A 12,061-nucleotide genomic window follows, 5' to 3' on the forward strand; every position below is an offset into this window, starting at 1 on the left:
TTGAAAATTAGTTAAAATTAAGTTGAAAGTTTATAAAAAATAGAATGAAAGAATTATTAAAAAGATACGAAAATAAACAACCAGAAATTGTTTTTCATTGGAAAGACCAAGAAACAGATGCAGAAGGTTGGACTGTTATAAACTCTTTAAGAGGTGGTGCTGCAGGTGGTGGAACAAGAATGCGTAAAGGTTTAGACCAAAACGAAGTGATGTCTTTGGCGAAAACAATGGAAGTGAAGTTTACGGTTTCTGGACCCGCAATTGGTGGAGCAAAGTCAGGAATTAATTTCGATCCAAACGATCCAAGAAAAAGAGGTGTTTTGCAACGTTGGTATAAAGCAGTAACTCCGCTTTTAAAACATTATTATGGAACTGGAGGCGATTTAAATGTAGATGCAGATAAAGATGTAATTCCAATTACGGAAGATTGTGGTGTTTGGCATCCACAAGAAGGTATTTTTAACGGACATTTTAAACCATCTGAAGCCGATAAAATTAATAGGATTGGGCAATTACGAATGGGAGTTATTAAGGTAATTGAAGATGAGCAATATTCGCCAGATGTGTTAAGAAAATATACAGTTGCAGACATGTTAACTGGCTATGGAGTTGCAGAAGCTGTAAAGCATTATTACAATATTTATGGTGGAAATATTAAAGGAAAACGTGCAATTGTACAGGGTTTTGGAAATGTTGGAGCTGCAGCAGCCTATTATTTAACACAATTAGGTGCAAAAGTTGTTGGAATTATAGATAGGCAAGGAGGAGTTATTAATGAGAAAGGTTTCACTAAAAATGAAATGACGGAATTATTTCTAACAAAAGACGGAAATCAATTATCTACAAAAAACATGATTCCTTTCGAAGAAATAAATGAAAAAATTTGGAGTTTACCAGCAGAAATATTTGTTCCTGCAGCAGCTTCGAGGTTGGTTTCTCAAGATCAGGTTCAACGAATGATAGATACTGGCTTAGAAGTAATTTCTCCAGGAGCAAATGTTCCTTTTGCAGATAAAGAGATTTTCTTTGGCCCTATTATGGAGTACACAGATACTCATTTAAGTTTGTTGCCAGATTTTATATCTAACTGTGGTATTGCTAGAGTTTTTGCATATCTAATGGAAGCAAGAGTTACATTACCAATGCAAGACAAGGCTATTTTTAATGATACTTCTAACATTATAAAAAAAGCCTTGCAAAAGACATTTAACAAAAGCGCATCAAAAACAAATATATGCTCAACAGCATTCGAAATAGCATTAAAACAATTAATATAAACTAAATTAAAACTATGGAGTCAGTAATTATAATCGTATTCGTAATGGGGTATTTAGCCATTACACTAGAACACAATTTAAAATTAGATAAATTAATTCCGGCCTTAATTATGATGGCTGTATGTTGGGCTTTAGTTGCACTTGGTGTAGATAATTTTACAAATTGGTTCGATTCCAGTAAGCATGCTTTAGTAGATGGTTTTGGTTCGATGGTGCATGATGATAAACTACACTTAGTTGAAGAAACTTTATTGCATCATTTAGGGAAAACTGCAGAGATACTAGTGTTTCTTTTAGGAGCGATGACGATTGTAGAAATTATTGATTATTTCGATGGTTTTTCAACAATAAAAAGCTTTGTGAAAACTAAAAAGAAGAAGAGCATACTCTGGATTTTTTCAATTTTAGCTTTCGTTTTATCTGCAATTATAGATAACCTAACAGCAACAATTGTACTAATTTCTATCCTTCAAAAAATAGTTAAAAATAGAAATGAAAGAATTTGGTTTGCTGGTTTAATAATTATTGCAGCAAATGCTGGTGGTGCTTGGTCTCCAATAGGTGATGTTACCACAACAATGCTTTGGATTGGTAAAAAAGTAACTACTTTAAAATTAATAGAATATTTATTATTACCTTCTTTACTATGTATGGTTGTACCCTCTTTAATAGCGTCTTTTTTACCTGCTTTTAAAGGAGAAATAGATTCTGAAGAAGAAGCTGATAAACCAAAAAGTCCTCACAGTGCAAGAATGTTATATTTAGGATTAGGAGCAATTGTTTTTGTACCTGTTTTTAAAACAATAACACATTTACCACCTTACGTTGGTATGATGTTGTCTTTAGCAGTGGTTGCAACTTTTGCAGAAATTTACAGTAATTCTAAATTTTCAATTTCAAGTATCGAAGGAGAAGAGGCAGATGACCATGAAAAAGGTGCACATCACAGTCCTGTACATGCATCTTTATCTAAGATAGAAATGCCAAGTATTTTATTTTTCTTAGGAATTTTAATGGCAGTTGCTGCATTAGAATCATTAGGGATTTTATTTAATTTTGCATCAACACTACAAGAAAATGTTCCAATGATGGGTACAGAAATACACTCAGTAGGTACAGTAGGAGTATCAGATTTAGTAGTTCTTTTACTAGGTCTTGGTTCTGCTGTAATAGATAATGTACCTTTAGTTGCAGCAAGTTTAGGAATGTTTACAGAGCCAATAGATAATGAGTTATGGCACTTTATTGCATTTTCTGCAGGAACAGGAGGTTCTATGTTAATTATAGGTTCTGCAGCTGGAGTAGTTGCCATGGGAATGGAAAAAATAGATTTTTTCTGGTATTTAAAGAAAATATCTTGGTTGGCTTTAATTGGTTTTGTGGTAGGTTCTGCTACATTTATGATTACAAGAACACTATTTTAAGTAAAGAAAAATAATTTTAAAAATGTCATTTCATCTTTTTTTTTGAAATGACATTTTTTGTACGACATAAATTCATTCATAAAATAAAACAATTTTAAAAAAGATTTATCGTTACTATAAAGAACATAAAAAAATATTCATGATCTCACTTTTTCAAGAAAATACAGGATTATTAGAAGAAGCAGTTTCCGAAGAAAAAACATTATCCATCTACAAATTAATTATGGATGGTGGTTTAGGAGGGCAAATAATAATCGCCATACTTTTTGTGCTTTTGGCAGTGGCAATTTATATTTATTTCGAACGATTTTTCGCAATTAAAGCCGCTTCGAAAGTCGATAAAAACTTTATGAATCAAATTAGAGATTATGTTTCCAATGGGAAATTAGAATCTGCAAATGCACTTTGTAAAAGTAAAGATACACCAACTGCAAGGTTAATTGGAAAAGGAATTTCGAGAATTGGAAAACCTTTAGAAGATATAAATACAGCAATTGAAACAGCAGGGAAATTGGAGGTTTATCAACTTGAAAAAAATGTAAGTGTTCTAGCAACAATTGCAGGAGCAGCACCAATGATTGGGTTTTTAGGAACCGTAATAGGTATGATTGTTGCCATACATGAAATTGCAAATGCTGGTGGGCAAATAGATATAAAAATGCTTTCAGACGGTTTATATACAGCCATGACAACCACAGTTGCAGGTTTAATTGTAGGTATTATTGCCTATATAACTTACAATCATTTGGTTGTTAGAACAGATAAAGTAGTCTATCAAATGGAAGCAAAATCTGTGGAGTTTTTAGACTTGTTAAACGAACCAGTATAAATAAGTTTAAGGTTTAAAGTTTAGAATTCAAAGTTTTCAGTCGAATCCTAAACCTTAAATTCAAAACTTTAAATTTTGAATTAACAGTATGAATTTACGCGGAAGAAATAAAGTAGATCCAACATTTAATATGTCGTCCATGACAGATATTGTTTTCTTGTTGTTAATATTTTTTATGTTAACATCCACTTTGGTAACCGTAAGCGCGATTGATGTTTTGTTACCAAAAGCTGGTGGAAAAACAGAAAACAGTAAATCTGTAGCAATTTCTATTACTAATAAATCTGTGTTTTATATAGATAAAACAAAAGTAGATGCCTCCAATTTAGAAAGCGAAATTATAAGAAGTGTTGGTACAGATAAAAAGAAAACCATTGTAATTAGAGGAGACAAAGATGTACTTTATAAAAATGTCATGAAAGTTATAGATATCGCAAATAAGAACAAATTAAAAATGATTTTAGCCGTAAAAGGGAAATAATTTTTTGGGCGTTTTAACGGGCTTTCCACTATATCTTTTTGCTTAAAAAAGCAAAAAGGATGCCGTTTCAATCCCTAACGCAATTGCTTGTTTAACAAAAAAAGGCATAAACCAAATACGACAATAATTCTTTACAAAAGAAAATGAAAATATTAGAAACAAAACATAAACGAAAATCGGCATTAATAACAGCAATAATTTTAATGTTGTTGGTATTTGCAATTTTCAATTATGGGATGCATTATTTAGATCCGCCAGAAGAATATGGTTTGGCGATAAATTTTGGTGATTCTAATGTTGGAATGGGAGAGCCTGTTGTAAATTCAAAAAAAACAGCTCCAAAAGTTGTGGAGAAAAAAGAAGAAGTTGTAGAGGAGGTAAAAGAAACTCCCAAAGAAATAATTAAAGAAGAAATTATTACAGAAGATACCACAGAAGATGTTCCTGTGGTTGAAAAAGTAAAAAAAAAGAAAAAAGAACCTGTAAAAGAAGTCGTTAAAAAAGAAGAAAAACCAAAAGAAAAGCCAAAACCAAAACCATCAAAAGAAAACCAAGATGCGTTAAATAAGTTATTAAATGGAAATTCTTCAGACGGAAAACCAAAAGGAGAAGGAGACGATACAATTGAAGGTGTAAAAGGTAAAAAAGGTGGAGATCCAACCTCTTCTAAATACTATGGAAATACAGGAAGTGGTTCAGGCGGAAATTACAATTTAGCAGGGCGAAAAGCATTGTCTAAACCCAAAGAACAACCAGATTGCCAAGAAGAAGGAATTGTGGTGGTAAGAATTACAGTAAACAAAAACGGAAAAGTAATTCGTGCAGTTGCAGGCGTAAAAGGTTCTACAAATACAGCACCTTGTTTATTAAAACCAGCAAAAGAGGCCGCCTTAAAAACGAAATGGAATTCAGACGCTAAAGCACCTTCAAAACAAACAGGAACTATTATTTATAAGTTTTCTTTATCTAAATAATAGTTAATTTGTTTATTTTTAACCTTTTATAAATGTAAATACATTCTTTTAATTTAAAATAATGAAAATAGGAATTACTTTTAGTGCATTCGATTTATTACACGCAGGCCATATTACCATGTTAGAGGATGCAAAGCGCCAATGCGATTATTTAATTTGTGGCTTGCAAACAGACCCTACCATAGACAGACCAGAAAAAAACAGACCAGTTCAATCTGTTGTAGAACGCTATATACAGTTAAAAGGTTGCAGGTTTGTAGATGAAATAGTGCCATATGCAACAGAGCAAGATTTAGAAGATGTTTTACGTTCCTTTAAGATTGATGTTAGAATTATTGGAGAGGAATATGCGAGTAAGCAGTTTACAGGTAGAAAATACTGCGAAGAAAAAGGTATCGATTTATATTTCAACAAAAGAGAACATCGTTTTTCAAGTACCTCTTTGCGTAAAGAAGTTCAAGAAAAAGAAAATTTGAAAAAGAAAGACAAATAAGTACCTGTTTTCTAATTATTTTATGACTTACGAAGAAACTTTAGATTGGATGTTTGCACAGCTTCCAATGTATCAAAGAGAGGGGGAAACAGCTTTCAAAAAAGACTTAACCAATATTTTAGCATTTTCTAAAGAATTAAATTTTCCAGAAAAAAAGTTTAAAACCATTCATGTTGGGGGAACCAATGGAAAAGGTTCTACAAGCCATATGCTGGCTTCAATTTTACAAGAGGCAGGTTGTAAAGTTGGTTTATATACTTCTCCACATTTAAAAAACTTTACAGAAAGAATCCGAATTAATGGGAAAGAAATTCCAAAGCGAAAAGTATCTTCTTTCATCAAAAAAAACAAAGCTTTTTTAGAAAGACAAAAATTATCTTTTTTTGAAATGACGGTTGGTTTAGCGTTCGACTATTTCGCAAACGAAAAAGTAGATATCGCCATTGTTGAAGTAGGTTTAGGTGGAAGATTAGATTCCACAAATATTATTACACCAGAAGTTTCTGTAATTACCAATATTGGTTTAGATCACACACAATTTTTAGGAGAAACATTACCAGAAATAGCATTTGAAAAGGCAGGAATAATTAAAAACAATATTCCAGTTGTAATAGGAGAAGAACAAGAAGAAGTAAAAGAAGTATTTCTTAAAAAAGCAAAAGAAACAAATTCTGAAATTATTTTCGCTTCTAACATTAAAGAATTTTACAAAACAGATTTATTAGGCGCTTATCAGCAAAAAAACACAAAAACAGCAGTTGTTGCCATTCAGAAATTAAAAGATTTTACAATTTCTAAAGAAAACATTAGAACTGGGTTATTAAACGTAGTAAAAAACACCGACTTAAAAGGCAGGTGGCAAGTTCTTCAAGAGCGTCCAAAAGTAATTTGCGATACAGCTCATAATAAAAACGGATTAGAAATAGTGCTTAATCAACTTCAGAAAGAAAAGTATAAAAAATTACACATTGTTTTAGGAGTAGTTTCAGATAAAAAGGTAGAAGAAATATTTCCTTTATTTCCCCAAAATGCAACTTATTATTTTTGTAAACCAGATATACCAAGAGGGCTTTCTGAAAACATTTTACAACAAAAAGCAAAAGAATTTAATTTATTTGGAAAAAAATATTTATCCGTTAACTTAGCTCTAAAAAAAGCGTTACTCAGTGCAAATCAGGAAGATGTAATTTATGTAGGAGGAAGTACATTTGTACTTTCAGAAGTATTTTAAAATAAATAGCATTTTTATTTTGGAGATATTAAATTCTATGTTATATTTGCACCCGCTAAGGGCAATTAGCTCAGTTGGTTCAGAGCACCTCGTTTACACCGAGGGGGTCGGGGGTTCGAATCCCTCATTGCCCACAGAAACAAAAAACCTCAACATTAATGTTGAGGTTTTTTGTTTTACGTATATAATTGCTTTTGTATCTTCGTAAATATATAAAAAATGAAAATAGTTGTTATTGGAACTGGTTATGTTGGTTTGGTTTCAGGAACTTGTTTTTCAGAAATGGGAAATACAGTTACTTGTGTAGATATTGATAAAGAAAAAATTTCAAACTTAAAAAATGGAATTATTACTATATATGAGCCAGGTTTAACTCAAATGGTTCAAACAAATACCGAAAATAAGAATCTTTCATTTACTACAGATTTATCATCAGTTATAAAAAATGCAGAAATTGTTTTTATAGCCGTGGGAACTCCGATGGACGAAGATGGTTCCGCCGATCTACAATATGTTTTAAAAGTTGCGAGCTCAATTGGACAAACGATGCAAAATAGATTAATTGTTGTAAATAAATCTACAGTGCCTGTTGGAACTGCGGATAAAGTAAAATCAGCCATAGAAAAAGAATTAAAAAGCAGAAATGTAACCATTGATTTCGATGTTGTTTCCAACCCAGAATTTTTAAAAGAAGGCGATGCAATTAACGACTTTATGAAGCCAGATCGTATTGTTATTGGAGCAAGTTCGGAAGCTGTTTTTGCCAAAATGAAACAATTGTATTCTCCTTTCTTTAGAACTCACGATCGTTTTATTACGATGGATATTCGATCTGCAGAAATGACAAAATACGCAGCAAATGCAATGTTAGCAACAAAAATTTCTTTTATGAATGAAATTGCCAATATTTGTGAAAACGTAGATGCAGATGCAAATAAGGTACGATTAGGCATTGGTTCCGACAAAAGAATAGGCTATAGTTTTATTTATCCAGGAGTTGGTTATGGTGGTTCTTGTTTTCCAAAAGATGTAAAAGCCTTAAAGAAGACAGCCGAAGATTATGGTTACGAAGCAAAATTAATAGGTTCTGTTGAAGAGGTAAATAATAGTCAGAAATTATTGATATCTAAAAAGATAATTGCAAAGTTTGGCGAGAATTTAACAGGTTTAACTTTTGGTTTATGGGGGTTATCCTATAAACCAGGAACAGACGATATGCGTGAGGCGCCATCTATATACACCATTAAAGAGTTGGTAAAAAGAGGAGCAGTTGTTAGAGTTTACGACCCAAAAGCAACAAAAAATGCTAGAGATTTTTATTTAAAAGGAATTGAAAATATCTTTTATTGTACTTCAAAATACGAAGTTTTAAAAGATTCAAGTGCCTTAATTCTGTTAACAGAGTGGAAAGAGTTTCGTTCCCCAGATTTTGAAGAGATAAAAAAGCAATTAAAATTTCCTGTTATTTTTGATGGTAGAAATCAATATAATGCTTTTAGTTTAGAAGAAAACGGATTTGAGTATTATCAGATTGGTAAAAAGTAGCATAGAATTCTACTTGTTTTAAGAATGAAAACATAAAATTTTCTGAAATAGAAATGAATTCTTATCATTTATTAATGATTGAGATAGTTTTTGTATTTTCGTTGTCTTAAATAATTATTGTTGATGAATATTGAGCTGTCAGGAAAAAAGATAGTAGTAACAGGTGGAGCTGGTTTTATTGGTTCTAATCTCTGTGAGTCACTTCTACTTAAGAATAACGAGGTTGTTTGCTTAGATAATTTTTCAACAGGAAAAAAAGAAAATATAATCCCTTTTTTAGATAATTTAAATTTCACTTTAATTAAAGGGGATATTCGAAATTTAGAAGATTGTTTAAAAGCAACAAAAAATGTAGACTATGTTTTACATCAGGCTGCACTTGGTTCTGTACCAAGATCAATAAAAGATCCAATAACTACCAATGATGTAAATGTTTCTGGTTTTTTGAATATGTTGGTAGCATCAAGAGATAATCAAGTAAAAAGGTTTGTGTATGCTGCAAGTTCTTCAACCTATGGTGATTCTGAATCGCTTCCTAAAATAGAAGATAAAATAGGGAAACCACTTTCTCCATATGCGATTACAAAATATGTGAATGAGTTATATGCAGATATCTTTTCAAAAACATACGATTTAGAAACAATTGGATTGCGTTATTTTAACGTTTTTGGTAGAAAACAAGATCCTGAGGGAGCTTACGCAGCTGTAATTCCAAAATTTGTAAGTCAATTAATAAATTTAGAATCTCCAACAATCAATGGAGATGGAAACTACTCTAGAGATTTTACGTATATAGATAATGTAATTCAGGCGAATTTACTAAGTTTAATTGCGGATAAAAAAGCTGTTAATACAGTCTATAATGTAGCTTATGGAGATAGAAATACATTAAATAATTTAATGGGATATCTAATAGAATTTTTGTCAGAATATAATCCAAAAATTAATAATGTTGAAATATTATACGGGTCAAATAGACAAGGAGACATTCCACATTCGCATGCTAGTATAGAAAAGGCAAAAACATTATTAGGCTATAAACCTGAGTTCTCTTTAAAAGAAGGGTTAAAAGAAGCAATAACTTGGTATTGTAAGAATTTGTAAGTATGAACGAGATTAGAATAGCAATAATAGGTTTAGGTTATGTTGGGCTTCCCTTAGCAAGATTATTTGCTACAAAATATGCTGTAGTTGGTTTTGATATTAATAAAGAAAGAGTTTCTGAATTAATGCAAGGAAAAGATGCTACTTTAGAAGTTGAAGAGAGTGTTTTAAAGGCAGTTTTAATCGATGGTAATTCAAAGGGAAAAGGGCTTTTTTGCACAACAAAATTAGACGATATAAGAGATTGTAATTATTATATAGTTACAGTTCCAACACCAGTAGATAAAAATAACAGACCCGTTTTAACACCCTTAATAAAAGCAAGTGAAACAGTAGGCGCTGTTTTAAAGGAAGAAGATATTGTAATTTACGAATCTACAGTATATCCAGGTGCCACTGAAGAGGAGTGTATACCTGTTTTAGAAGAAAAATCAGGATTAAAATTTAATAAAGATTTTTTTGCAGGGTATTCTCCAGAAAGAATTAATCCAGGAGATAAAAAACATACCGTAGAAAAAATATTGAAAGTTACCTCAGGCTCTACTCCAGAAATCGGAAAAAAAATTGATGTTTTATATAAATCTGTAATTATTGCAGGAACACATCTAGCACCTACGATAAAAGTAGCAGAAGCAGCAAAAGTGATTGAAAATTCTCAGAGAGATATCAATATTGCTTTCGTAAATGAATTGGCGAAGATTTTTAATTTAATGGATATAAATACTCAAGATGTTTTAAAAGCGGCAGGTACAAAATGGAACTTCCTTCCTTTTAAACCAGGTTTGGTTGGTGGACATTGTATTGGTGTAGATCCTTATTATTTAGCGCAAAAAGCACAAGAATATGGATATCATCCAGAAATTATTTTAGCAGGAAGAAGAGTAAATGATGGTATGGGTAAATACGTAGCATCAGAAGTTGCAAAGTTGATGATTAAACAAGATGTAGAGGTTAAAAATGCAGACATTTTAGTTTTAGGAATTACTTTTAAAGAAAACTGCCCAGATGTTAGAAATACAAAAGCTGTAGATGTTGTAAAAGAGCTGACTGATTTCGGAACAAATGTTACTATTTACGATCCTTCTGCAAACCCTTCAGAGGTGAAAAAAGAATACAATTTAGATTCTCAAAAGACAATTCCGAATAAAAAATTTGATGCAATAGTCTTAACCGTTGCTCACAGTGAATTTAAAAAACTTGATTTAAACAAGTTGAAAAAAGAGAAATCTGTGGTATATGATGTTAAGAACTTTTTAGAAATCGAAAAAATAGACAAATCACTTTAAAATGAAAAATTTTGCACTAATAGGAGCTGCAGGTTATATTGCTCCAAGACATTTAAAAGCAATAAAAGATACAAACAATAATTTAATTGCTGCTTTAGATAAGTTCGATTCTGTTGGTATTATGGATAGTTATTTCCCAGATGCAGATTTTTTTGTTGAATTTGAACGTTTTGATCGACATTTAGAAAAATTAAAACGTAATAAAAATATCAATTTAGATTACGTTAGCATTTGTACACCAAATTATTTACACGATTCTCATATTAGAATGGCACTAAGAAGAGATGCGCATGCAATTTGTGAAAAACCAATCGTATTAAACCCTTGGAATATTGATGCTTTGGAAGCTATTGAAAAAGAATCAGCGGGAAATATTAATACGATACTTCAGTTGCGATTACATGAATCTATCATAAAATTAAAAAACAAAGTAGATTCTCACAATAAAAGTGAAAAATACGATGTCGATTTAACCTATATTACATCAAGAGGAAAATGGTACGATATTTCTTGGAAAGGAGATGAAAGTAAATCTGGTGGAATCGCTACAAATATTGGTGTTCATTTTTATGATATGTTGTCTTGGGTTTTTGGAGAGGTGCAAGAAAATAAAGTGCATCTAAGAGAAAAACACAAAGCGGCTGGATATTTAGAGTTTGAAAACGCTAGAGTTCGTTGGTTTTTATCTATTGATGAAAACGATGTGCCAGTAGAAATTCGTAAAAACGGACAAAGAACATACAGGTCTATAACAATCGATGGTGAAGAATTAGAGTTTAGTCAAGGTTTTACAGAATTACATACAGAAAGTTATAAAGAAATTATTAAAGGAAATGGTTTTGGATTAAAAGATGTAAAAACCTCTATTAGCATTGTACACGACATCAGGAATTCTCAAATATGTAAAGATGAGGAAATTCATCCTTTCTTAAAAGGATAAAAAAACTATATTTGCAAAATGAAAATAAGATGAAAATAGGAATTACATTTAGCGCATTCGATTTGTTGCATGTAGGACACATAAAAATGTTGGAAGAAGCAAAAGGACAGTGTGATTATTTGATATGTGGTATACAAACGAATCCAACTATTGATCGTCCAGAAAAAATAAACCAGTCCAATAAATAGTAGGAAGATACATTTAATTAATAGGATGTAAATATGTTGATGAAATTATAACTCATTTAACAGAACAAGATTTAGAGGGTATTTTGAAATCTTTTAAAGTCGATATAAGAATTATTGGAGATGAATATGCTAGAAAGCAATTTACAGGAAGATAATATTATGAAGAAAAAGGTATTGAGTTTTATTTTAATAAAAGATAGTATCGTTTTTCGAGTAGTGGTTTAAGAAGAGAAGTTCAAGATAAAGAGAATTTAAAAGTGAAAATTAGTTGTTAAAAAAAAGTAAAAAT

The 12,061-nt window shown here is 31.1% G+C and carries 11 protein-coding genes, 1 tRNA gene and 1 pseudogene; all 13 read left to right on the forward strand.

Features of this window, described 5'->3' with window-relative positions; translation table 11 throughout:
• The first annotated feature begins 44 nt into the window (after window positions 1–44).
• The gene (locus J3359_RS17155) at window positions 45–1,277 is read left to right on the forward strand and encodes a Glu/Leu/Phe/Val dehydrogenase dimerization domain-containing protein (protein WP_208078329.1); all 1,233 of its coding nucleotides are present in this window, start codon (window positions 45–47) and stop codon (window positions 1,275–1,277) included.
• A gap of 14 nt (window positions 1,278–1,291) precedes the next feature.
• Complete coding sequence (gene nhaD / locus J3359_RS17160; RefSeq protein ID WP_208078330.1) at window positions 1,292–2,701, forward strand: sodium:proton antiporter NhaD; 1,410 nt, start codon at window positions 1,292–1,294, stop codon at window positions 2,699–2,701.
• A 139-nt stretch (window positions 2,702–2,840) separates the two neighbouring features.
• Window positions 2,841–3,530 (forward strand): MotA/TolQ/ExbB proton channel family protein, encoded by a 690-nt coding sequence (locus J3359_RS17165; RefSeq protein WP_208078332.1) that lies wholly within the window; start codon window positions 2,841–2,843, stop codon window positions 3,528–3,530.
• Between the two features lie 88 nt (window positions 3,531–3,618).
• Entirely contained in the window at window positions 3,619–4,011 is a 393-nt protein-coding gene (locus J3359_RS17170; protein ID WP_208078334.1) for an ExbD/TolR family protein, read from the forward strand.
• A gap of 143 nt (window positions 4,012–4,154) precedes the next feature.
• Complete coding sequence (locus J3359_RS17175) at window positions 4,155–4,985, forward strand: energy transducer TonB family protein (RefSeq protein ID WP_208078336.1); 831 nt, start codon at window positions 4,155–4,157, stop codon at window positions 4,983–4,985.
• 61 nt (window positions 4,986–5,046) lie between these two features.
• On the forward strand, window positions 5,047–5,478 hold the full coding sequence (locus J3359_RS17180; protein ID WP_208078338.1) for an adenylyltransferase/cytidyltransferase family protein: 432 nt from the start codon (window positions 5,047–5,049) through the stop codon (window positions 5,476–5,478).
• A gap of 22 nt (window positions 5,479–5,500) precedes the next feature.
• Window positions 5,501–6,709 (forward strand): bifunctional folylpolyglutamate synthase/dihydrofolate synthase, encoded by a 1,209-nt coding sequence (locus J3359_RS17185; RefSeq protein ID WP_208078340.1) that lies wholly within the window; start codon window positions 5,501–5,503, stop codon window positions 6,707–6,709.
• A gap of 59 nt (window positions 6,710–6,768) precedes the next feature.
• Window positions 6,769–6,843, forward strand: a tRNA-Val gene (locus tag J3359_RS17190).
• 85 nt (window positions 6,844–6,928) lie between these two features.
• Window positions 6,929–8,254, forward strand: coding sequence for a UDP-glucose dehydrogenase family protein (locus tag J3359_RS17195; protein ID WP_208078342.1), 1,326 nt, complete (start codon window positions 6,929–6,931; stop codon window positions 8,252–8,254).
• 123 nt (window positions 8,255–8,377) lie between these two features.
• On the forward strand, window positions 8,378–9,358 hold the full coding sequence (locus tag J3359_RS17200; protein ID WP_208078343.1) for an SDR family oxidoreductase: 981 nt from the start codon (window positions 8,378–8,380) through the stop codon (window positions 9,356–9,358).
• Window positions 9,359–9,360: 2 nt separating this feature from the next.
• Window positions 9,361–10,644 (forward strand): nucleotide sugar dehydrogenase, encoded by a 1,284-nt coding sequence (locus tag J3359_RS17205; protein ID WP_208078344.1) that lies wholly within the window; start codon window positions 9,361–9,363, stop codon window positions 10,642–10,644.
• Between the two features lies 1 nt (window position 10,645).
• Window positions 10,646–11,584: a Gfo/Idh/MocA family protein gene (locus J3359_RS17210; RefSeq protein WP_208078345.1), complete on the forward strand. Its 939-nt coding sequence runs from the start codon at window positions 10,646–10,648 to the stop codon at window positions 11,582–11,584.
• Window positions 11,585–11,613: 29 nt separating this feature from the next.
• Window positions 11,614–12,047: pseudogene (locus J3359_RS17215) on the forward strand (adenylyltransferase/cytidyltransferase family protein).
• Window positions 12,048–12,061 lie beyond the last annotated feature (14 nt).

Source organism: Polaribacter cellanae, from assembly GCF_017569185.1.
GTDB lineage: Bacteria > Bacteroidota > Bacteroidia > Flavobacteriales > Flavobacteriaceae > Polaribacter > Polaribacter cellanae.

Coding starts and splice junctions, on each gene's coding strand:
- J3359_RS17155 (WP_208078329.1), top strand. CDS start 45: ATGAAAGAATTATTAAAAAGATACGAAAATAAACAACCAGAAATTGTT.
- nhaD (WP_208078330.1), top strand. CDS start 1,292: ATGGAGTCAGTAATTATAATCGTATTCGTAATGGGGTATTTAGCCATT.
- J3359_RS17165 (WP_208078332.1), top strand. CDS start 2,841: ATGATCTCACTTTTTCAAGAAAATACAGGATTATTAGAAGAAGCAGTT.
- J3359_RS17170 (WP_208078334.1), top strand. CDS start 3,619: ATGAATTTACGCGGAAGAAATAAAGTAGATCCAACATTTAATATGTCG.
- J3359_RS17175 (WP_208078336.1), top strand. CDS start 4,155: ATGAAAATATTAGAAACAAAACATAAACGAAAATCGGCATTAATAACA.
- J3359_RS17180 (WP_208078338.1), top strand. CDS start 5,047: ATGAAAATAGGAATTACTTTTAGTGCATTCGATTTATTACACGCAGGC.
- J3359_RS17185 (WP_208078340.1), top strand. CDS start 5,501: ATGACTTACGAAGAAACTTTAGATTGGATGTTTGCACAGCTTCCAATG.
- J3359_RS17195 (WP_208078342.1), top strand. CDS start 6,929: ATGAAAATAGTTGTTATTGGAACTGGTTATGTTGGTTTGGTTTCAGGA.
- J3359_RS17200 (WP_208078343.1), top strand. CDS start 8,378: ATGAATATTGAGCTGTCAGGAAAAAAGATAGTAGTAACAGGTGGAGCT.
- J3359_RS17205 (WP_208078344.1), top strand. CDS start 9,361: ATGAACGAGATTAGAATAGCAATAATAGGTTTAGGTTATGTTGGGCTT.
- J3359_RS17210 (WP_208078345.1), top strand. CDS start 10,646: ATGAAAAATTTTGCACTAATAGGAGCTGCAGGTTATATTGCTCCAAGA.